Source organism: Pseudomonas fluorescens (assembly GCF_900215245.1).
GTDB classification, from domain to species: domain Bacteria; phylum Pseudomonadota; class Gammaproteobacteria; order Pseudomonadales; family Pseudomonadaceae; genus Aquipseudomonas; species Aquipseudomonas fluorescens.
Genome location: NZ_LT907842.1, coordinates 484749 through 507151, shown reverse-complemented (window position 1 = coordinate 507151; position 22403 = coordinate 484749). Strand labels below are relative to the sequence as shown.

Sequence of the window (22403 nt, the reverse complement as noted above, 5' to 3'; positions counted from 1 at the left end):
ATTTTTCCCTCACCCACTTATTGCGATTGGCTGCGGGTTGCTGGCCAAAAGACGTTTGATTTCCGGCACACAGGAGCCGCATTGAGTGCCGCAGCCGAGCTCCAGTTTGAGCCCGTCCAGGTCCAATCCACGGCCGATACCGGCGCACACCGCGCTTTCGCTGACGTTCTTGCAGTTGCACAAAGTCTTGGTGCTGGCTGTCGTGCCACCCGGTGGCGCACTGAGCGGCGCCAACAGCCAACGTCGCAGTTGTTCGTCAGCCCGGCCTTCCTGCCAGAGGCTTTGCAGCCAGTGCCTGGCCAGGGTTTCGCCTGCCAGGCGCAGCGCAGTGATGCGGCCTTTTTCAATTTTGACGCGCTTGCCGATTGAGCGACGCGGGTCGTCGTAGGCCATGACAGGGCCATCGTTGAGGCCCAGCAGTTCGTCGATTCGGGTCAACAGTTGCAGGTCGGGCGCTTCGGTGTGGGCTGCGCGCACCAGCAACGCCGGCCGTTCACGGCCTGCCAGGCTGAGGCTGACGTAGGCAAAGCCCTCGCACAGCGGGCGCAGGGCTTCAAAGTGCTGCTGTATATTCCCTTCGATCAGCGCGAACAGCTGCCATGGCAGTTGCACGGGTTCCAGGCGCACGCCGCTGTGCTTGAGTTCGGGCTGTTTTGACAGGGCATCGAACGCCGGTGGGGTCAACACGTTGACGCCGCCTTTGAGAAAGCGATCGCCCCAATGCATGGGCAAGAACGCCTGGCCTGGACGCACGCTGTCGTCACTGCCGACGGCGACGATCACGCTGCCGCGACGGCTTTTCAGGCTGACCAAGTCACCTTCCTTGAAGCGATGACGGCGCAACTCATCCGGGTGCAGGCTCAGCAACGCCTCACTGACGTGCCCGAACAACTGCGCCGCCGTGCCGGTGCGGCTCATGCCGTGCCATTGATCGCGCAGGCGGCCGGTGATCAGCGTCAGCGGGAAGCGCGCGTCCCGCTGTTCCTTGGCGGCGCGGTAAGGGTCGGCGATAAAGTGTGCACGGCCCGTTTCGGTTGGGAAGGTACCCTGGGTGTACAGGCGCGGCGTTCCCGTTTGCGCGCCCACGGGAAATGGCCATTGCTGCGGCCCGATCTGATCGAGCAGCGCATGGCTGAGGCCTGACAGGTCGAGATCGCGGTCGCGGGTCAGCCCTTTGTATTCATCAAAAATCTGCGCAGGTTGTTCAAACGCGAACAGGCTGGCCGATCCGGGCCGTAAGCGATGCTGCAGCCGCCGTGCGAAATCCACCGTAATCGCCCAATCGGGACGCGCTTCCCCGGGTGGGGTGATGGCGCGGCGCACGTGGGAAACGCGCCGTTCGGAGTTGGTCACTGTGCCTTCCTTCTCCCCCCAACTGGCGGCAGGCAGCAGCAAGTCGGCATAGGCAGCCGTTTCGGTCGTGCGAAAGGCCTCTTGCAAGACCACGAACGGGCAGGCAGCCAAGGCCGCGCGCACGCTGTTCTGATCCGGCAGGGATTGCGCAGGGTTGGTACAGGCAATCCACAATGCCTTGATCTTGCCGGCCTGGATTTGCTCGAACAGTTCGATTGCGGTCAGCCCGGTGGTCGCGGGCAACGATTCAACCCCCCAGTAGGCGGCGACTTGCGCTCGGTGTTCGGGGTTGGCCGCCTCGCGGTGCCCGGGGAGTAAATTCGACAAGCTGCCGGTTTCGCGCCCCCCCATCGCATTGGGCTGGCCGGTCAGGGAAAATGGCCCACAGCCCGGTCGGCCAATCGTGCCGGTTGCCAGGTGCAGGTTGATCAGCGCGCTGTTTTTCGCACTGCCGGCGGTGGATTGGTTCAGCCCCATGCACCACAGCGACAGAAAACTGCGGGATGTGCCGACCCATTGCGCGCACAGGCGCAGTTGCTCGACGCTGATCCCGCACAACTGCGTGACCATTTGCGGCGTGTAGTCATGCACCAGTCGCTTCAACTCGGCCAACCCGTCGGTATGCGCCTGGATAAAGTCGCGGTCGATCCAGTCTTCCCACAGCAACAGATGCAAGATTCCGTGAAACAGCGCGACATCCGTACCCGGCAGAATCGCCAGGTGCAGGTCAGCTAACTCGCAGGTGTCGGTACGCCGTGGGTCAATCACCACGACCTTCATTTGCGGGCGTCGGGATTTAGCCTCCTCCAGGCGTCGGAATAATACTGGGTGGGCGTAGGCCATGTTGCTGCCGACGATCATCACGCAGTCGCTGGACTCCAGGTCTTCATAACTGCAGGGCGGCGCATCGGCGCCCAGGCTGCGCTTGTAACCAACCACCGCCGAAGACATGCACAGCCGCGAGTTGCTGTCGATATTGTGGGTGCCGACCACCGCGCGCGCCAGTTTGTTGAAGCAGTAGTAGTCCTCGGTCAGCAATTGCCCGGAGATGTAGAACGCCACGCTGTCCGGCCCGTGCTCGGCGATGGTGTCGGCGAACACGTTGGCCGCGTGTTCCAGGGCGGTGTCCCAGTCGCTGCGGGCACGGGCCAGGCCTTTGCCCAGGCGAAGCTCCGGGTACAAGGCGCGGGCAGCCAGGTCGCCGGTCAGGTGCAGACTGGCGCCTTTACTGCACAACTTGCCGAAGTTGGCCGGGTGGTCCGGGTCGCCTTGCACACCCAGAATGTGCGTGCCGTCATGTTCGATCAGCACGCCGCACCCCACCCCGCAATAACAACAGGTGGAGGCAGTGGTCTGGCGGTTCATCAACCTGCGTCCCGCAGGGCCAACATCACACGGCCGTTTTCCACGCGGGCGGGGTGATGATGGGCGCAGCCAATATCCGGTGCCTGGGCTTCGCCGGATGCCAGGTCGATCTGCCAGTTATGCAGCGGGCAGGCCACGCGCTTGCCATAGATCAGGCCTTGGGACAGTGGCCCGCCCTTGTGTGGGCAGCGGTCATCGAGGGCGAAAACTTCATCGTCACTGGTACGAAAAATCGCGATATCACCTTTGGGTCCATTGATGATGCGCGAGCCCAGCGCGTTGATCTCGTCGAGGGCGCAGATATCCAGCCAGTTCATGCCGGCACCTCCAGTTGCTTGACGGGAATAACCTCGAATTCCTTTTTCAGCAGCGGCTGCTCCAGGCGTTCCTTCCAAGGGTCCTGTTCGAATGACAGTGAGAACTGCAGACGCTCATTGAGCGCCTGGCGCCTGGCCGGGTCTTCCAGTACGGCCTTCTTGATATGTTCCATGCCGACCCGTTGCAGGTAATGCACGGTGCGTTCGAGGTAGAAGGCTTCTTCGCGGTACAACTGCAGGAAAGCACCGTTGTATTCGCGGACTTCTTCGGCGGTTTTCAGCTTGACGAAGAACGCTGCGACTTCGGTTTTGATCCCGCCATTGCCGCCGATATACATCTCCCAGCCGGAGTCGACGCCGATAATCCCGACGTCCTTGATCCCCGCTTCCGAGCAATTGCGTGGGCAACCGGACACCGCGAGCTTGACCTTGTGCGGTGACCACATATTGAACAGGTCATGCTCCAGTTCGATGCCCAACTGCGTCGAGTTCTGCGTGCCGAAGCGGCAGAACTCGCTGCCGACGCAGGTCTTCACGGTGCGGATGGATTTGCCGTACGCATGGCCGGACGGCATGTCGAGGTCTTTCCAGACGCCGGGCAGGTCCTGTTTCTTGATGCCCAGCAGGTCGATACGCTGGCCGCCGGTGACTTTGACCATCGGCACGTTGTACTTGTCAGCCACATCGGCGATACGCCGTAGCTCCGCGGGATTGGTCACCCCGCCCCACATCCGGGGGACTACAGAGTAGGTGCCGTCTTTCTGGATATTGGCGTGGGCGCGTTCGTTGATCAGGCGCGATTGCGGGTCGTCCTTGGCTTCACCCGGCCAAGTGGAGATCAGGTAGTAGTTGAGTGCCGGGCGGCAGGTGGCGCAGCCGTTGGGTGTGCGCCAGTTCAGGTAGCTCATGGTGTCGGCGATGGTCAGCAGATGCTGTTCGCGGATCGCCAGGCGGATTTGCCCGTGGTTGAGGTCGCTGCAACCGCAAATAGCCTTTTCGCTTTTCGGTTTGACGTCCGCAGCGCCCCCCACGGTGTTGATCAAAATCTGTTCCACCAGCCCGGCACACGAACCGCAGGAGCTGGCGGCCTTGGTGTGCTTTTTCACCTCGTCGACGCTGAACAGCCCGTGTTCCTGAATCGCCTTGACGATGGTGCCCTTGCACACGCCATTGCATCCGCAGACTTCAGCGTTGTCGGCCATGCTCATGGCTTTGTCCTGGCCTTGATGGCCGACATCGCCGAGCGTGTTCTCGCCAAACATCAAGTGATCACGGATCTCGCCAATCGCATGGTTCTCACGGATCTGGCGGAAATACCAACCGCCGTCTGCGGTATCGCCGTACAGGCAGGCGCCGACCAGGATGTCGTCCTTGATCACCAGCTTCTTGTAGACGCCGCCAATCGGGTCGGAGAGGGTGATGGTCTCGGTGCCTTCGCCGCCCATGAAGTCGCCGGCGGAGAACAGGTCGATGCCGGTCACCTTTAATTTGGTCGAAGTGACCGAACCCTTATAGGTCGCAAAGCCCAGTTGAGCCAGGTGATTGGCGCAGACCTTGGCTTGCTCGAACAGCGGCGCCACCAGCCCGTAGGCAATCCCGCGATGGTTGGCACATTCACCGATGGCATAGATGCGCGGGTCGTAAGTTTGCAGGGTGTCGTTGACCAGAATCCCACGGTTGCAGGGGATGCCGGATTTTTCCGCGAGTTCAGTGTTGGGGCGGATACCGGCGGCCATCACCACCAGGTCGGCGGGGATAATCTCGCCATTCTTGAATTGCACCGAGCCTACGCGGCCATTGCCGGCGTCGTGCAGGGCCTGGGTCTGTTCGCACAACCGAAACACCAGGCCACGGCTTTCCAGTTCGGTTTGCAGTAACTGGCCACTGGTTTTGTCCAGCTGGCGCTCCAGCAACCATTCGCCGATATGCACCACCGTCACGTGCATGCCGCGCAGCATCAGGCCGTTGGCGGCTTCCAGACCGAGCAGGCCACCGCCGATGACCACGGCGTGCTTGTGGGTTCTGGCGGTGTCGATCATGGCCTGGGTGTCGGCGATGTCGCGGTAGCCGATGACACCTTTTAAAGCGTTGCCGGGAATCGGCAGGATAAACGGCGTTGAGCCGGTGGCGATCAGCAGGCGGTCGTATTCGGCTTCGCTGCCGTCTTCGGCGATCACGATGCGTTTGACGCGGTCGATCTGCACCACTTTGCGGTTGAGCAACAGCTTGATGTTGTTATCCAGGTACCAACTGAGATCGTTGAGCACGATCTCTTCAAACGTCTGCTCGCCCGCCAGCACCGGTGACAACAGAATTCGGTTGTAGTTGGTGTGAGGCTCGGCACCGAACACGGTGATGTCGTACAGGTCGCTGCTCAGTTTGAGCAATTCTTCGAGGGTGCGTACACCGGCCATGCCGTTGCCGATCATCACCAATTTGAGTTTTTTCATGTCGTTCTCCGCAATGGCTCGACAAATCACGCGCAAACAAAAAAGGCGTCCCCGCTAGTTAGCTAGCGAGGACGCCTTTGTCCTGGTCCCGTTCTCTCGGGAAGCTCGGCCCTTCGACGTTGAAGGAGCGGCTGTATGTGTGTTGTTGAAAAAGTTAATGCAGTGGTTGTGCCAAGTTACCTAGCGCCCGGTTTTATTGGGGCCAGCGTCGATATCCCTGGGTTAATTCGCCCTCTAGTGGTGCAACAGCCAGTACGCCAGCACCAGATTGACCAGCAACGATGCCAGCGCCACGGCTTGCCAGACCTTGAGCGGTTCGCGCTCCAGCAGCGGTCTGGGGCGCACGCTCAACTCACGGCGGTCGGCCTGCTCCAGGACAAGCAGCCATTCTTCGGCTGTTTCATAACGTTGGTCGGGGTGAGGCGCCACCGCTCGTTCCAGGCTGAGGGGCAACCAGTCCGGCAGGTCGGGGCGATAGCGGCTGGCGCTGACGGGCTGGGCAAAACGGGGCCGCTGGAAGGCTTCGATTTCGCCGTAGGGGTAATGCCCGGTCAGCAGGTAATAGAGCGTGACGCCGACGCTGTATAAATCCTGTTGCGCCGTAGGATGTTCGCCACTGAACGCCTCCGGGGCGATAAAACTCGGCGTGCCGGGCAGTTCGTGGGCGCGGTCTTCAGAGAGCCCCGGGCAATAGGCCAGGCCGAAATCCAAGACGCGCAGTTCGCCGTCGTCACCCAATAACAGGTTTTCCGGCTTGATGTCCCGGTGCAGGATCTGCCGTCGATGCAGCATGCCCACCGCCCGCAACAATCGTTCGGCGATGGACTGCCACTGCGCCAGGGGCAGTGGGCCCTGATGCTGGAACAGTGCTGCCAGGGTGTGCCCCGGATATTCACGCATTACGTAGTACAAATGCTGACGCCCACTGGCCGCATGCACTTCAGGAAACGCGCGCCCGGCAACGCGGCGCAGAAACCATTCTTCCGAGAGCAGCGCTTGACCCGCACCGTTGTCATCCTCACGGTTAAGCGGCAAGGTTTTCAGCAACCAAGGCTGCTGCTGCGCATCGCGTACGCGGTACAGCAAGGATTGGCGGCTGTGCGCCAACACGCTTTCAACCTGCCAGCCCTCAAAGTGTTGCCCGGCTTTCAGGACTGGTGGCAGCGGCCATTGCTGCAACTGCACCAGCGCATCGCCAAGGGTGGCGGCCCCCAGTTTGTCGATACGCACCAGCAGCGCGCTGGCATTGTCCTGGCTGGCGGCCAGGTGTGCAGCGTTGACCAGGGTGTTGACCGCCAGATCCAGGTCGGTTTGCTCACGCAGAATCGCCCGGATGCTGTGATCGCCCAAGGTGGCCCACACGCCATCGCTGAGCAGCAGGAAACATTCACCCTCACGCAATTCACCGTCGAGAAAATCCAGCACCAGGTGTTGATCCAGGCCGAGGGCGCGCTTGAGCACATGGTGCATGCCCGGTTGCTCCCACACGTGATCTTCGCTGATGCGCTGCAACTCGCCGTCCAGCCAGCGATAGACCCGGCAATCGCCGACATGCGCGAGCGTGAAGCGTTGGCCACGAAACACCAGGGCGCTGAGGGTGGTCAGCAGCGGCTGACCGCCACCGTTGGCCTGAAGCCAGCGATTCTGCGCCAGCAACAAACGTTCGAGCGCCTGAGCCACGCCCCAGGTTTGCGGCGTGGCGTAATAGTCCAGGGCCAGCGCCTGTAAGGTCGAGCGCGCGGCCAGGCCACCGTCGGCACATTGGCTGACGCCGTCGGCCATGGCGCACAGGTAACCCTTGCTTGCGGCCAGTTCCGCCACAGGCGTGACCACGCGCAGGGCATCCTGGTTCTCGGTTCGAGGGCCGATGGCGCTGGCGTGGGCGATGCTCAGTTGCAGGCTCATCAGACGCGTGCGGCGGTCACGGCGGCCGAGCCCCAGGTGGTTCTCCAGCGACGTTTGACGCCGTGCAGGCCAAACCAGGCCAGCACGCCGAGGCTGGCGAACAACCACAGGGCCATCTGGTAACTGCCAGTGCTTTGTTTGATTGCACCCATACCCGCAGCGAGGGCGAAACCGCCGATACCGCCCGCCATGCCGATCAGGCCGGTCATCACGCCGATCTCACGGCGAAAGCGTTGGGGGACCAGTTGGAACACCGCGCCATTACCTGCACCGAGGCCGAGCATGGTGCAGACGAAAAGCGCCAATGCAGCGTAGGAACTTGGCAGGTTGAACCCGACCGCTGCGATGCAGATGGCCGCCACGCTGTACATGCCGAGCAGGGTACGGATCCCGCCGAAACGGTCAGCCAGGGCGCCGCCCAACGGACGCATCAGGCTGCCACCAAATACGCAGGCGGCAGTGTAGTAGCCGGCGGTCACCGGGCTCAGGCCGTATTGGTCGTTGAAGTAGCCGGGCAGGGCGCTGGCCAGGCCGATAAAGCCGCCGAACGTCACGCTGTAGAAGAACATGAACCACCAGCTGTCGCGGTCGCCCAGGGCTTTGAAATAGTCAGCCATGGATTTGGCTTTCGGACGTTCAGGCGCATTGCGCGCGAGCCAGGCGAAGACCACCAGGGTAAGTACCAGCGGAATCAGCGCGAAGCCGAACACATTGCTCCAGCCGTACGCAGCGGCCAGCACCGGTGCCAGCAGTGCGGCAAACACGGTGCCGGAGTTACCCGCGCCAGCGATGCCCATGGCCTTGCCTTGGTGTTCAGCGGGGTACCACTGGGACGCCAGGGGCAGCGCAACCGCAAAGGACGCTCCGGCCATGCCCAGAAACGCACCGAGCAGCAGGGCTTGCTCGTAGCTGTGGATGCCGAGTTTCCAGGCCCCGAACAATGCCGCGATGACAATCACCTGACCGATCAGGCCGGCGGTCTTGGGCGACAGTTTGTCGGCCAGCATGCCCATTAAAAAGCGCAGCACCGCGCCGGCCAGGATGGGCGTCGCCACCACCAGGCCACGTTGCTGGGTGGTCAGGTGCAGGTCGGCGGCGATTTGCACCGCCAGCGGGCCCAACAGGTACCAGACCATGAAGCTCAGGTCGAAATACAGGAACGCGGCAAACAGGGTCGGGGTGTGCCCGGATTTCCAGAAGCTTGATTTCATCACGCACCTCAACGGTTGGGAGTCTTGTAAGAAGGCCGGGTGATGGAACAGCCGTTTAGGGCCGCCCCATCGGCCCCATACGCTGGGACCAAAACGAAAAAACGCCGCCACCGGGTTTGCGCGAGCAAACCGAGTGGGCGACGTCTTTGTCGTAGAAGGGGCAACCGCCGTTGGTTACCGGTGAGGATTCTTTAGCAAGAGCTGCGCCAGTTCAGCCGAGCAACTCGCTCATCGCAATAATCTGCTCCGCCACCTGGATCAGTTTCTGTTGGCGGCTCATGGCCTGGCGGCGCATCAGGGTGTAGGCCTCTTCCTCATTGCAGTGCTTCATTTTCATCAGCATGCCTTTGGCCAGCTCGATGCGTTTACGCTCGGCCAACTGCTGATCGCGGGCCTGGAGCTGCGCGCGCAGGGCCTGGTCGCTTTCAAAACGAGCCATGGCCACGTCCAGGATGGGCTGCAGGCGTTGGGCCTGGATGCCTTCAACGATGTAAGCGCTGACCCCGGATTTGATCGCCTGGCGCATCACGTTCGGATCGTGCTCGTCGGTAAACATCACGATCGGCCGAGGTTGGTCGCGGCTGACCAGCACCACTTGCTCCATCACGTCGCGGCCGGGTGACTCGGTATCGATCAGGATCACGTCGGGGCGCACCGTTTCGACGCGCGCAGGCAGGTCAATGGTCAGGCCGGACTCATCGATCACCTCGAAGCCTGCTTCGGTCAGCGCAGCCTTCAGGCGTCCGACTTTGCGCGGGGTATCGTTGATCAACAGGATGCGCAACATCGTGGTTCCTCCTGTCAGCGCTGGGCGTGGCGGTTGGAAGGCTCGGCCATGGCGTGCAGGCGGAAGCTGCGGGCGTACGCGGCGGGGTTGGAACCGTCCCAGATTTTGCCGTCGATCAGTTGACTGCTCCGCATGTCCTGAGCGTTTGCCGCGACGCCGACGGCAGCGGCGGCTTGGCGATACAGGTCCAGTTGCTGCACTTGGCGAGCAACGCCCAGGTAGTCCGGATCTTCGCGCAGCAGGCCCCAGCGTCGGAACTGGGTCATGAACCACATGCCGTCACACAGGTACGGCAGGTTCACCTCGCCATCGGCAAAAAACCTCAGGGCATGTGGGTCTTGCCACTGGTTGCCGAGGCCATCGTCATAAGCGCCCAGCAGGCGCGGTTCGATGCAGTCGAGTGGCGTATCGAGGTAGTCGCGGGCGCTGAGTAATTGCGCTGTAGAGCGGCGGTTTTCCTGGCTTTCTTCGATAAAACGGCTGGCTTCGAGGATCGCCATTACCAGCAGGCGGGCAGTGTTCGGGTATTGATCGACGAACGCCTGGGTGCAGCCGAGTACTTTTTCCGGATGGTTCGGCCAGATCGCTTGCGTGGTCGCCAGCGTGAACCCCTGGTTTTGCTTGACGGCGCTGGCGCACCAAGGCTCGCCGACGCAAAAGCCGTCGATCCGCCCGGCTTGCAGGTGCGCGAGCATCTGCGGCGGTGGCACCACCACGCTGTTCACATCTTGCAATGGATGAATACCCTGGCTGGCCAGCCAGTAATACAACCACATGGCGTGGGTGCCTGTGGGAAAGGTCTGTGCGAAGGTCAGCTTTGTTCGGCTTTGGTGCACGTGACGATCCAGTGCATCAGGAGTGACCACGCCCTGCTGTTGCAAATCGTGGGAGAGGTTGATGCTCTGACCGTTTTGGTTGAGCCCCATCAACACAGCCATATCGGTAGAGGCTACGCCGCCAATGCCCAGGTGCACGGCATAGACCAGTCCGTACAGGCTGTGGGCGGCATCCAGCTCACCGCTGACCAGTTTGTCACGCAGGTTGGCCCAGGACGATTGGCGTTTGAGGTTCAGCGTCAGCCCGTAGGGCTGGGCGAAGCCCTGGGTGGCGGCGACCACCAGCGAGGCGCAATCGGTCAGCGCCATGAAGCCCAGGTCAAGGCTGCTCTTTTCCGGGGCGTCGCTACCGTTTACCCAGGCCAGCGCCTTGTTCACCGGGCTGTTGCCGACCGAATCGTTCATCAACACCTACCTTTTCTCTCAAAAAAAAGCGTCGTTTCCTTGGATGGCAGCGCGGTGAGGCCAGCGCAGGCCATTGCGGGGTAACGACGCCTTTGTCTGTAGGCACGCTCCGACGTTGGCGCGCGCTCTGATGCAGAGTCCATAGCAAGGCACATGCCACGGGCAGACAGAAGTGGCCCGCCGTCAGCTTTCCATCAAGATTGAAAGTCGATGGCCTTTCAGTATGGCCGCTTCTTTGCGCCAGACTGCCAGGAACCCCTGCGTGTATATCCAACCCTCGGCGATGATGAGTTTCCACCGGCTGTGCCCCTGGCTGTTGTGCCTTACGTTGTTGCTGGCAAACGCGCCCGCCTGGGGGGAAAGCTACCAGGCGCGGGATGAAAGCCTGCACACCTTCTTTACCGCCTTATCGGTGCCTCTGGGCTTGCCCGTTGTCGTCAGCCGCGATGTGGCGCGCAAGCGTATTTCCGGGGTATTCGATTTGGCAGTGGCTCAGCAGACCCTGGAGGCGGTCGCCGCGCAACAGGGTCTGATCTGGTACAGCGACGGGCAGGTGCTCTATCTGTATGACGCGGGTGAAGCAAAAAGCTCGGCGGTGGCGCTGCGGCATATCTCTGTCGACAAGTTGCGAGGGTTCATGCGCCGCTCGGGGCTTGATGAATCACGGTATCCCCTCAGGGAGACCGACGGGCGTACGTTCTACGTGGCTGGGCCACCCAATTATGTGGATCAGGTGCTGAACCTGGCCCAGCAGATGGACAGGCAGCGCACCGAGGTGCGCCTGGGTAAGCAGATCTTCGGCGTGGTGCAGGTATTCAATACCCATGTGGCGGATCGGCAGTACGCCATGGGCAACGACAAGGTCAATGTGCCGGGCATGGCCTCGATCATCGAAAACCTGCTGGCTATCGAGCAGCAGGCTGCCACGCAGCGCCCCCCGAGCGCGCTGGCCGACAAGAGCGTGTTAGTGATTGCCTATCCGGACTCCAACAGTTTGTTGATCAAGGGCAAGCCTGCCCAGGTGAAGGTGATTGAGGACCTGGTGGCGGAGCTGGACAAGCCCAAACGTGCGATTGAAGTATCTCTGTGGCAGGTCGACGTGGACCGTGACGAACTCGAGAAGCTCGACGCGGCCTGGGCCCGGGAAACCGACGGCGTGGCTTCCGTGACGCGTGTCATGGAGCCCTTGGACGATAACCGCTTGATGGTGCAGCTCGGTGCGCTGGAGCGTCGCCGCAAAGCCAGGATCACGGCGTATCCGGTGATACTCACCCAGGAAAATGTGCCGGCGGTGTTCCAGGATCAGCACACGTTCTACCTGCCCAACCCCGGGGACAATAAAGGCGAATGGCAGCCCGTACGCTATGGCACTGAAGCCAGTGTGCTGCCGCGCTTTGCCCAAGCGAATCAGATCGAGATGCTGCTGAACCTTGAAGATGGCCGCCAGATGGCAGGTAAACCTGCGCCTGGCGCCGCAGGGGCCGCAGGGCGAGTGGGCGTCAGCACTGTGGTGCGTGTGACCCAGGGTAAACGCCTGTGGGTCGGCGGTTTTCGACGCGATGAGGAGGGGGCGGGGCGCGGGCGCCGCGCCGAGGTACGGTTATTCGTAATCCAGGCGCGTGCGGTTGGCAGTGAGCCCAGGATGTTGGCCGGCGCTGTGGGGCCGCCGCCGCTCACGCAGGCCCAATATCAGCGCGTGCAACGTGCGTTTGTACGCCAAAACCATGAAGTCTCTGAATGAAAAAGCCGTTTAAGCGCGCTTGTTGAGCGTGCCGGCGAAAAGTCCTACGCGTTACCCGCCGAAAGCCTCGAATGCATGGGTCTTTTCCTAACGCTGTCCCAGGTTCAGGTTTTTATAGTCGCGGGGTTGGCGTTTCGCCGTTTCTGGAAACAAGGAATTCAATGTCAGTAGGTGGATGCAGAGGTGTGTATGACCCTCACGAATGAAGGGCCGACGGCCTCGTCGGTGTTTGCCGGGTGGACCTTGCATGGCGATGGACGGTTGACCGGCGAAGGTGTGGACATTCAGCTGCCACCCAAGGAGTGGCATGTGCTGCGGCTGCTGCTGGCGTCCGAGGGGGCGCTGATCACTAAGGATCGTTTGCTTGAGTGGGTCTGGCCGCGTGGAGAGGTTGCAGAAGAGTCGCTCACCCGCTGCATCTATGCGTTGCGCAAACACTTGAAGATGGACAAAAGGTTTATCAAGACGATTTATGGCAGGGGCTACCGCTTTACCTGTGCCGTGAACGTCCAGCAACACGAACCTCGACAGGCAGGGCTGGGACGTACGCAGCGCATCTGTTCGGCCTGTGGCCAGGTGAACCATGATTAAGCGCCTGTGCAAAAGCTTACTGTTGAGCCTGTTGATAGGCAGTCTTCCCGCCTGGGCAAGTTGCTGGGATGACGTAGCCCGTCGCTACGACATCGAACCGGAGCTGTTGCAGGCTATTGCTGCTGTAGAGTCGGGGTACCAGGCGCAAGCCTTGAACACCGGCAACAGCGATGGCTCGCGAGATATCGGTTTGATGCAAATCAACAGCATGCACTTGCCTCGCCTGCTCAAGCAGGGGATTACCCAGGAGCGGCTGCTGAGTGAGCCTTGTTTGTCGATTGAAGTGGGCGCCTCGATCCTCGCCGAGTTTATCCAGCGCTTCGGATACAACTGGACAGCGATTGGCTCATACAACGCGGGCGCTGCACCTGAGCGTGAGGCACTGCGCTTACGTTATGCACGAAAGATCTGGGCTCGTTATGAAGTGCTGGTCGCGCAACGCCATTGACGATTGGACGGCACGCCTCGCACCTGGCGTGCCACCCCGGCTATAATCGGCGCCACCTTTCGCCGCCATCCGAGTCTAGCCCGCCCATGTATACCCTGGCCCGCCAGTTGTTGTTCAAACTCTCCCCGGAAACCTCTCACGATCTGTCCCTGGACTTGATCGGTGCCGGTGGTCGCCTGGGGCTCAATGGCCTGGTATGCAAGGCACCGGCAAAAATGCCGGTGACGGTGATGGGGCTCGATTTCCCCAACCCGGTCGGGCTGGCTGCCGGCCTGGACAAGAATGGCGCGGCCATCGACGGCTTCGCGCAACTGGGTTTCGGCTTTGTCGAAATCGGCACCGTGACGCCACGGCCGCAACCGGGCAACCCTAAGCCGCGCATCTTTCGTTTGCCGGAAGCCGAGGCGATCATCAACCGCATGGGCTTCAACAACCTGGGCGTTGATCACCTGCTGTCGCGGGTTCAGGCAGCGAAGTACAAGGGCATTCTCGGTATCAATATCGGCAAGAACTTCGATACCCCGGTAGAGCGCGCCGTCGATGATTACCTGATCTGCCTGGACAAGGTTTACGCCCACGCCAGCTATGTCACGGTCAACGTCAGTTCACCCAACACCCCCGGCCTGCGCAGCCTGCAGTTTGGTGATTCCCTCAAGCAATTGCTTGAAGCCTTGCGTCAGCGTCAGGAAGACCTGACGGTGCGCCATGGCAAGCGCGTGCCGTTGGCCATCAAGATTGCCCCAGACATGAGTGATGAAGAAACTGCTCTGGTTGCCCAGGCCTTGGTCGATTCGGGTATGGACGCGGTGATTGCTACCAACACCACCCTCAGCCGTGTCGGCGTTGAAGGGTTGGCGCATGGTGATGAAGCGGGCGGCCTGTCGGGTGCGCCGGTGCGTGACAAGAGCACCCATATCGTTAAGGTGCTGGCCGCTGAACTGGCGGGGCGTTTGCCGATTATCGCCGTGGGCGGCATCACCGAAGGCAAGCACGCCGCCGAGAAGATTGCGGCGGGCGCGAGCCTGGTGCAGTTGTACTCCGGCTTTATCTATAAGGGCCCGGCGTTGATTCGCGAGTCGGTGGATGCGATTGCCGCGTTGCCGAAGGCCTGAACCTATCGACCATTAAAAAGGGCTCCATTAGGAGCCCCCTGGGCCGAAGCCCGCCGCCCGGATAGGACGTGCGTGGTTAAGTCGTTACATAATCTACTAAGTGGTTTGTCGGATTAAGTGCCCTGTGTTAGCCGACGGCGTGAAGTTCGTTGAGTCTGTGGATCCCCGCAGTGCCGGTCATACCGTCCCAATTGTCGCCGCGTCCTTCTCGCCAGCCGTTAATCCAGGCTTGGCGTACCGACGGTAGAGTAAATGGGCAAAGCTCACGGGATTTGCCATGAACGCCATACTGATATCCGCGTAAAAATGCTCTTTCCAACGGATCACGCTTAAGTCTTCTCATAGGGTGTTTCCCTCACTTGTTGACTGTGTAGATATCCTTCGGCCTCGTGTGAGGCCGGGCAGAGTTTTTCTGCCGTTGGTGGGCTCGCTGCCGGCGTGGCGAGCCAATGTGTCGGCGTCGTTACGGCGCCAACCTGTGTTGAGTTCTAACCAATAGGTCACATGGATTCAATGATCGTTTTGTCATAAGCACGTAACGATAACGATGCTATAGCCATAAGCTGGGATGGCTTTTCGCCCCATTTATTGGGCAAAGCCAGCTATGATGTGCCTTGCAAAGAGGATGGGTTTAATCCTTTAGTGAGAATGTCCGCCCGTTGCAGTCGGTTATTATTCGACGAAGGGTCGGAATATTTCCTCTTGTTGCAAACAATTGTTTATCTGCCCCGGAAATTTCGGTCGAAAGGCCCGGCAGCCGGGGTGGAACGGCACATTCGTGTCACGCGAGCACTCTTCAAGAAAAGTGCTTGATTGAAAACCGAGCCGGCGATGCGTCGCCCGTTCATTTATTGCTGAAAAGCCTGGAATGCCCATGTCGGACCGTTTTGAACTCTTCCTCACTTGCCCCAAGGGCCTCGAAGGCCTGCTGATCGAGGAAGCCGTCGGGCTTGGCCTTGAGGAAGCCCGCGAGCACACCTCGGCCGTGCGCGGCATGGCCGACATGGAAACGGCTTACCGCCTGTGCCTCTGGTCGCGCTTGGCCAACCGCGTGCTGCTGGTGCTCAAGCGCTTCCCGATGAAGGACGCCGAAGACCTGTACCACGGCGTGCTGGATATCGAATGGGCTGACCACATGGTCCCGGACGGCACCTTGGCCGTGGAATTCAGCGGTCATGGCTCGGGCATCGACAACACCCACTTCGGCGCGCTGAAGGTCAAGGATGCGATTGTCGACAAGCTGCGCACCCCGACCGGCGAACGCCCGTCTATCGACAAGATCAACCCGGACCTGCGTATCCACCTGCGCCTGGACCGTGGCGAAGCGATTCTCTCCCTCGACCTCTCCGGCCACAGCCTGCACCAGCGCGGTTACCGCCTGCAGCAGGGCGCGGCGCCGTTGAAGGAAAACCTGGCCGCTGCGATTTTGATTCGCGCCGGCTGGCCGCGCATCGCTGCCGAAGGCGGCGCGCTGACGGACCCGATGTGCGGCGTGGGTACCTTCCTGGTGGAAGGCGCAATGATCGCCGCCGACATGGCGCCCAACCTCAACCGCGAACTGTGGGGTTTCACCACCTGGCTGGGTCACGTCCCGGCGTTGTGGAAGAAGCTGCACGCCGAAGCCAGTGAGCGTGCCGCCATCGGCATGAACAAGCCGCCGCTGTGGGTGCGTGGTTACGAAGCTGACCCGCGCCTGATCCAGCCCGCCCGCAACAACATCGAACGCGCAGGCTTGAGCCACTGGATCAAGGTGTATCAGGGCGAAGTCGGCACTTTCGAGCCGCGCCCCGACCAGAACCAGAAAGGCCTGGTGATCTGCAACCCACCCTACGGCGAGCGCCTGGGTGACGAGGCCAGCCTGTTATACCTCTACCAGAACCTCGGCGAGCGTCTGCGCCAGGCGTGTATGGGCTGGGAAGCGGCGGTGTTTACCGGCGCGCCGGACCTGGGCAAGCGCATGGGCATTCGCAGCCACAAACAGTATTCGTTCTGGAACGGCGCGTTGCCGTGCAAATTGCTGTTGATCAAGGTCAACCCGGACCAGTTCGTCACTGGCGAGCGTCGTACCCCGGAGCAGCGTCAGGCTGAACGCGAGCAAGCCGCTTACGATCAAGCCCCGACCGAGCCGCAAGAGCGCCAGTACAACAAGAACGGTAACCCGATCAAGCCAGCACCGGCTCCAGTGGTCGAGCAAGCGCGTCTGAGCGAAGGCGGGCAGATGTTCGCCAACCGCTTGCAGAAGAACCTCAAACTGCTGGGCAAGTGGGCCAAGCGTGAAGGGGTGGATTGCTACCGTGTGTACGATGCCGACATGCCCGAATACTCGATGGCCATCGACCTGTACCACGACTGGGTTCACGTCCAGGAGTACGCGGCACCGAAGTCCATCGACCCGGAGAAAGCCTCGGCACGCATGTTCGATGCACTGGCGGCGATTCCTCAGGCGTTGAACGTCGACAAGAGCCGCGTCGTGGTCAAACGGCGTGAGCGTCAAAGCGGCACCAAGCAGTACGAGCGCCAGAGCGCCCAGGGTAAGTTCACCGAGGTCAGCGAGGGTGGCGTGAAGCTGCTGGTCAACCTCACCGATTACCTGGACACCGGTCTGTTCCTCGACCACCGCCCGATGCGCATGCGCATCCAGAAAGAAGCGGCCGGCAAGCGTTTCCTCAACCTGTATTGCTACACCGCGACCGCGAGTGTGCACGCAGCCAAGGGCGGCGCGCGCAGCACTACCAGTGTGGACTTGTCCAAAACCTACCTGGACTGGGCGCGTCGCAACTTCTCGCTCAACGGTTTTTCCGACAAGAACCGTCTGGAGCAGGGTGATGTGATGGCGTGGCTGGAAGCCAGCCGCGATGAGTTCGACCTGATCTTCATCGACCCGCCGACCTTCTCCAACTCCAAGCGCATGGAAGGCATCTTCGACGTGCAGCGCGACCACGTGCAGTTGCTCGACCTGGCGATGGCGCGCCTGGCACCGGGTGGCGTGTTGTACTTCTCGAACAACTTCCGCAAGTTTGTGCTTGAGGACAACCTCAGTGAACGCTATGCCGTAGAGGAAATCAGCGACAAAACCCTCGACCCGGATTTCGCGCGTAACGCGAAGATCCACCGTGCATGGAAAATCACCGCGCGCTGATCGCAGCAGCACCGCGCATCACGCTGCACCAAAAAGCCGCAAGCCCGGATTATTCCGGGCTTGCGGCTTTTTTACGCTGGTCAAATACCGGCCTCATGGCTATAACTTAACGCCTAGCCAAAGTGACACCCCCGCACGCTGGCGTTGTGAGTGTTGCCTATGACGTTGCAAGCTGTTCGCCCGAAAATCCTAGGCTTTATCAGTGAACAGGCGTCGGCTTGGCTGGTGGCATTGGTGGTATTACTGGCAGGTTGCACGCTGACGATCATCGTGGCCTGGGCCGCCGCCGACGTTTATCAGCAACAGGTTCACCAGCGTTTCCAGTTGCTGGTCAACGAGCGCTACGCCCGCCTTCAAGAACGTTTTGAAGACCAGGAGCAACGCCTGGCAAGCCTGCAACGTTTTTTCACCAATTCCAGTGATGTCTCCCGCGCCGAATTTGATGGTTTCGCCCAACCCTTGTTGTTGCGCGCCCGCGCCTATGCCTGGGCGCCACGCATATGGCGCGATCAACGCAGCTCATTTGAGCAGGAAATTTCCCGCCAGCGAGGCGTACCCTTCGCGATCCGTGAATTGAATGCGTCGGGTGAGTTGGCGCCTGCCGCGGAGCGCGATGAATACGTGCCGGTGCTGTACAGCCAGACTCAAAGCCTGCTGGGTTCACCCTTGGGGTTTGACCTGTTGGCCCAGCCGTTGCGTCGCTCGGTGCTTGAGCGCGCGCTGAAAAGCGGCAAGCTGGCGGTGTCTCAACCCATGCAACTGGTGGGCGTGGAGCCGGCGTATGCTGCCGGTGTGTTGCTGGTGGCGCCCGTCAGCAAGCCGGTTGGCGAAGAGCCTATCGGTTTCGTGATGGCGGTGATCAGCATGCGCCAGCTGGTCGCCGATGGGTTGCCCAAGCCGAAGCGGGACAACTTGGTGATGCAGATCGTCGACACCTCCGACGCTCAGCAGCGCGTGCTGTACGCGTCCAGCAATTCGGTCGGCAGCAGTGACCTCATTGCCGCGCGCCGTCTGACCCTTGGCGACCATGTGTATGCCCTGAGTATGCGTGCCAGCCAGATCTTCGACCAGGCCAACCATTCTTCGATGAGCACGATCCTGGCCATGGGCATGCTTCTCAGCCTGCTGCTCAGCGCTTTGTTGTATGTGTTGGTCAGCCAGCGCCAGCGCGCGCTTGCGCTGGTGGAGCAACGCACAGAGCTGTTGCGTCTGCGTGAGCTGGAGCTGCGTGGGGCCCATGGGCAATTGCGCAGCGTGCTGAATGCGGCCACTCAGGTTGCAATCATTGCCACTGACCTCAGGGGCGTGATTAACACGTTCAATGCCGGTGCCGAGCAGATGCTTGGGTTCAAGTCCGAGGCGGTAGTGGGGCGGCTGACGCTGGAGAGCCTGCACCTGGCCCTGGAGCTCGAATCACGCGCTGCCAGTTTGAGTGTGGCGTTGGGCAAGCGTATTGCGCCGAGTCAGGCGATGCTGGTGGAAAGTCCGGACAACCTGCACGAGGCGCAGGAATGGACACTGTTGCGTGAGGATGGCAGCCATTTGACGGTGAATATGCTGACCACGGTGTTACTGGATGACTATGGCCTGTGGATCGGGCACTTGGCGATCTACCTGGATGTCACCGAGCAGAAACGCGCCTACGAAGCGCTGGCTGCGCGTGACCGCTTGCTGAAAAAACTCAGTGCCCACGTGCCCGGGGGAATCTTCCAGTTCACCCTGGACCCTCAGGGAACCGGGCGTTTCATCTACGCCAGCGATGGCATGCGCGATATTTATGAAATCGAAACCGGGGTCTTGCAGCACGACGCGAACAAGGTTTTTGAGCGTATCCACCCTCTGGACGTCGAGCGGGTACGGCTGTCGATACGGCTGTCGGCGCTGCAGTTGAGCCATTGGCGCGAAGAGTATCGCGTGGTATTGCCGCAACGCGGGCTGCGCTGGATTCGCGGCGAAGCGACGCCGGAGGAGTTACCCGGCGGCGGCACGTTGTGGCACGGCTACGTTTCGGATATTTCCGATCTCAAGCGGGTCGAGGAGGAGCTGCGCGCGTTATCCATTACCGACTCGCTGACGGGTATTCATAACCGACGCTATTTTCAGGATCGCCTGAAGGCTGAGATGCACCGGCTCAACCGCACGGCTGGGGCGCTGTCGTTGATCATGTTCGACATTGATCACTTCAAGCGCATCAACGACCAGTACGGGCATGCGGTCGGGGATGGTGCCCTGCAGGAAGTGTGCAAGCGCATCAGCCAGCGCCTACGTCGCACGGACGTGTTCTGTCGCCTGGGTGGCGAAGAGTTCGTGGTGCTGTGCCCGCACACCAATGGTGATCAGGCTTACAGCCTGGCGATGGAGTTGTGGCAGTCGCTGCGCAATACGTCGATGGAACCCGTGGGGGTTGTGACCGCCAGTTTCGGGGTGGCCAGTTGGCGGGTCGATGAAGGCGTAGATGAGCTGTTGCTGCGCGCGGATTCGGCGGTGTATGTGGCCAAGCAGGCGGGCAGGGACAGGGTGGAGGCGGAACGATTACGGGCTTGAGTGGGCGCGCCGGATTGCTCGCGAAGCGGTGTGCCAGTCAACAACGATATCGACTGATCCATCGCTTTCGCGGGCAAGCCCGCCACCACAGGGTTTTGTGTTGCCGTTTAGAGTACCGGTGCCGATGCCGTCAGCTTAGGCTGGCGATACAGATCCAGTAGCACCTGATCCAGCACCGACGAAGCGCCCCACGGCTTCGAGTCGTTGAGGATCGCCACCACCACCCAGCTATTGCCGTTGTTGTCGCGGCTGAAGCCAGCGATGGCGCGCACCGTGTTCAGGGTGCCGGTCTTGACGTGGGCTTCGCCGCGCAGGGCGGTGGTTTTCAGGCGTTTACGCATGGTGCCGTCGGTGCCGGCAATCGGCAGCGAGCTGATGTATTCCGCTGAATACGGGCCTTTCCAGGCGGCTTGCAGCATGGCAGCCATCTCGCGGGCGCTGACCCGTTCGGCGCGGGACAGACCCGAACCGTTCTCCATCACCAGGTGCGGCGCGGTGATGCCTTTCTTCGCCAGCCACTGACGCACGACACGTTGTGCGGCCTTGGCGTCGTCGCCATCGGCATCGTTTCGGAACTGCGCACCGAGGCTCAGGAATAACTGCTGGGCCATGGTGTTGTTGCTGTATTTATTGATGTCGCGAATGATTTCCGCCAGGTCCGGCGAAAATGCGCGGGCCAGCACCTTGGCGTCCTTGGGCACCGGCGCCTGGATATCACGGCCCTGGATGGTGCCGCCCAACTCCTGCCAGATCGCGCGCACGGCGCCGGCGGTGTAAGTGGCATGGTCGAGCAGCGACAGGTAAGTCTGCGAGCTGCAACCGTCGCCCAATTGACCACTGACGGTCACGGTTACGCTGCCATCGGCGGCGGTTACGGGGCTGTAGCGCACGTCGCCGGTGCATTGCTTGGCGTTGGACACCTTGACCTGATTGTCGATACGAATGCTGGCAATCGGTGGTTCGACCGACACGATCACCCGGCCCGAATCATTGCGGGTCACGAAGCGCAGGGCCTTGAGGTTGACCAACAGAGCGTCGGGCTTGACCAGGAACGGCTTGTTCTCGTCGTTACCGTCGTCATTGAATTCGGGCAATTGCGGTTGGTTGAAAAAGCTGCGGTCCAGCACCAGGTCGCCGGTCACTTGTTGCACGCCGTTGGCGCGCAGGTCGCGCATCAGCAGCCAGAGTTTTTCCATGTTCAGCTTGGGGTCGCCACCGCCCTTGAGGTAGAGGTTGCCGCGCAACACGCCACCGCTGAGGGGGCCGTCAGTGTAGAACTCGGTCTTCCACTGGTGGTTGGGGCCGAGCATTTCCAGGGCCGCGTAAGTGGTGACCAGCTTCATGGTGGACGCCGGGTTTACCGAAACATCGGCGTTGAACACGGTCGGCGTGCCGGGGCCGGTCAGCGGCAGCATGACCAGGGACAGCGAAGTATTCGGTATTTTGGCTTTTTGCAGCGCCTGTTGAACATTTGGCGGCAGGGTGTTGTTGATCGGTGCGGCGGTAACGGAAAAGGCCAGTGGCAGCAAAAAACCGGCAAACAGCATTGAGCGTAAAGAATGGCAACGAAAAGATTTGATCATAAGGAATACAACCCTACGGCAGAGAAGGGTGAAAAAGGCGAGGGGTATGGAAGAAAATCCCTCATTGGTCACGAAATTGTCGGCATTATGCCCCAACCTGGAGCCGCTTGTAGCGCAACCATAGCGGGTAATCGGCGTTTTTTTAAGCGTTGTATAGCCGCCTGTCCCAGAGAGTCGGGCAATTGCCGCCTTAAACTGCTAAAGTGCCGCCCGTTATTACTTATGAGGATTGTTCCAATGGCGACTAACCGTTCCCAGCGTCTGCGCAAAAAACTGTGCGTTGATGAATTTCAAGAGCTGGGTTTCGAACTGAACCTGGACTTCAAAGAAGACCTGAGTGAAGAAGCTACCGACGCTTTCCTCGAAGCATTCATCAAAGAAGCCATGGAAGCCAACGGTCTGGGCTATGTCGGCGGCGATGACTTCGGTCTGGTTTGCCTGCAAAAGCGTGGCTCGGTCAACGAAGAACAGCGTGTAGCTGTCGAAAGCTGGCTCAAAGGCCGTAGCGAACTGAAAAGCGCTGAAGTCAGCCCACTGCTGGACGTGTGGTATCCGGAAAAGCCGATCAACGCGGCTAAGTGATACTAAAAAAAACGGCGACCCTCGGGTCGCCGTT

The 22403-nt window shown here is 60.8% G+C and carries 16 protein-coding genes; 7 read left to right on the top strand and 9 right to left on the bottom strand.

What is annotated here, in order from left to right; translation table 11 throughout:
• Positions 1 to 9: 9 nt before the first annotated feature.
• The 7 genes from CPH89_RS02295 to CPH89_RS02265 form a co-directional block, all read right to left on the bottom strand.
• Positions 10 to 2718 (bottom strand): nitrate reductase, encoded by a 2709-nt coding sequence (locus tag CPH89_RS02295; protein ID WP_053257471.1) that lies wholly within the window; start codon positions 2716 to 2718, stop codon positions 10 to 12.
• The gene (gene nirD, locus CPH89_RS02290) at positions 2718 to 3035 is read right to left on the bottom strand and encodes a nitrite reductase small subunit NirD (RefSeq protein WP_017134764.1); all 318 of its coding nucleotides are present in this window, start codon (positions 3033 to 3035) and stop codon (positions 2718 to 2720) included. Before nirD ends, CPH89_RS02295 begins: the two co-directional genes overlap by 1 nt.
• Entirely contained in the window at positions 3032 to 5485 is a 2454-nt protein-coding gene (gene nirB / locus CPH89_RS02285) for a nitrite reductase large subunit NirB (RefSeq protein WP_053257470.1), read from the bottom strand. The genes nirD and nirB overlap by 4 nt, the downstream gene beginning before the upstream one ends.
• Positions 5486 to 5719: 234 nt before the next feature.
• A complete protein-coding gene (locus CPH89_RS02280) occupies positions 5720 to 7390 on the bottom strand; it encodes a bifunctional protein-serine/threonine kinase/phosphatase (protein WP_053257469.1) in 1671 nt (556 codons plus the stop codon).
• Complete coding sequence (locus CPH89_RS02275; RefSeq protein WP_053257468.1) at positions 7390 to 8601, bottom strand: nitrate/nitrite transporter; 1212 nt, start codon at positions 8599 to 8601, stop codon at positions 7390 to 7392. The genes CPH89_RS02280 and CPH89_RS02275 overlap by 1 nt, the downstream gene beginning before the upstream one ends.
• Positions 8602 to 8812: 211 nt before the next feature.
• Entirely contained in the window at positions 8813 to 9388 is a 576-nt protein-coding gene (locus CPH89_RS02270; RefSeq protein ID WP_053257467.1) for an ANTAR domain-containing response regulator, read from the bottom strand.
• Positions 9389 to 9402: 14 nt separating this feature from the next.
• On the bottom strand, positions 9403 to 10629 hold the full coding sequence (locus tag CPH89_RS02265) for a CmpA/NrtA family ABC transporter substrate-binding protein (RefSeq protein ID WP_053257466.1): 1227 nt from the start codon (positions 10627 to 10629) through the stop codon (positions 9403 to 9405).
• A gap of 286 nt (positions 10630 to 10915) precedes the next feature.
• Here CPH89_RS02265 and sctC point away from each other — a divergent pair, with 286 nt between their 5' ends.
• The 4 genes from sctC (at position 10916) to CPH89_RS02245 (ending at position 14521) form a co-directional block, all read left to right on the top strand.
• Entirely contained in the window at positions 10916 to 12370 is a 1455-nt protein-coding gene (sctC, locus tag CPH89_RS02260) for a type III secretion system outer membrane ring subunit SctC (protein ID WP_053257465.1), read from the top strand.
• Between the two features lie 189 nt (positions 12371 to 12559).
• The gene (locus tag CPH89_RS02255; protein ID WP_053257464.1) at positions 12560 to 12961 is read left to right on the top strand and encodes a winged helix-turn-helix domain-containing protein; all 402 of its coding nucleotides are present in this window, start codon (positions 12560 to 12562) and stop codon (positions 12959 to 12961) included.
• The gene (locus CPH89_RS02250; protein ID WP_053257463.1) at positions 12954 to 13409 is read left to right on the top strand and encodes a transglycosylase SLT domain-containing protein; all 456 of its coding nucleotides are present in this window, start codon (positions 12954 to 12956) and stop codon (positions 13407 to 13409) included. Before CPH89_RS02255 ends, CPH89_RS02250 begins: the two co-directional genes overlap by 8 nt.
• 86 nt (positions 13410 to 13495) lie before the next feature.
• Positions 13496 to 14521 carry a quinone-dependent dihydroorotate dehydrogenase gene (locus tag CPH89_RS02245; RefSeq protein ID WP_053257462.1) on the top strand — a complete coding sequence of 342 codons (1026 nt, stop codon included), beginning with the start codon at positions 13496 to 13498 and terminating at the stop codon, positions 14519 to 14521.
• Positions 14522 to 14648: 127 nt separating this feature from the next.
• Here the strand turns inward: CPH89_RS02245 and rmf are convergent, their stop codons facing one another.
• On the bottom strand, positions 14649 to 14864 hold the full coding sequence (gene rmf, locus CPH89_RS02240) for a ribosome modulation factor (protein WP_002553055.1): 216 nt from the start codon (positions 14862 to 14864) through the stop codon (positions 14649 to 14651).
• 531 nt (positions 14865 to 15395) lie between these two features.
• Between rmf and rlmKL the strand changes: the two genes are divergently transcribed.
• Together rlmKL and CPH89_RS02230 are read left to right on the top strand one after the other, a co-directional pair.
• Positions 15396 to 17660 (top strand): bifunctional 23S rRNA (guanine(2069)-N(7))-methyltransferase RlmK/23S rRNA (guanine(2445)-N(2))-methyltransferase RlmL, encoded by a 2265-nt coding sequence (gene rlmKL, locus CPH89_RS02235; protein WP_053257461.1) that lies wholly within the window; start codon positions 15396 to 15398, stop codon positions 17658 to 17660.
• A 159-nt stretch (positions 17661 to 17819) separates the two neighbouring features.
• Entirely contained in the window at positions 17820 to 20204 is a 2385-nt protein-coding gene (locus CPH89_RS02230; RefSeq protein WP_053257460.1) for a sensor domain-containing diguanylate cyclase, read from the top strand.
• A 107-nt stretch (positions 20205 to 20311) separates the two neighbouring features.
• Here CPH89_RS02230 and dacB read toward each other — a convergent pair whose 3' ends face one another.
• Positions 20312 to 21787: a D-alanyl-D-alanine carboxypeptidase/D-alanyl-D-alanine endopeptidase gene (dacB, locus tag CPH89_RS02225; protein WP_053257459.1), complete on the bottom strand. Its 1476-nt coding sequence runs from the start codon at positions 21785 to 21787 to the stop codon at positions 20312 to 20314.
• 237 nt (positions 21788 to 22024) lie between these two features.
• Between dacB and CPH89_RS02220 the strand changes: the two genes are divergently transcribed.
• A complete protein-coding gene (locus CPH89_RS02220) occupies positions 22025 to 22369 on the top strand; it encodes a YggL family protein (RefSeq protein WP_033900540.1) in 345 nt (114 codons plus the stop codon).
• The last annotated feature ends 34 nt before the right edge of the window (positions 22370 to 22403 follow it).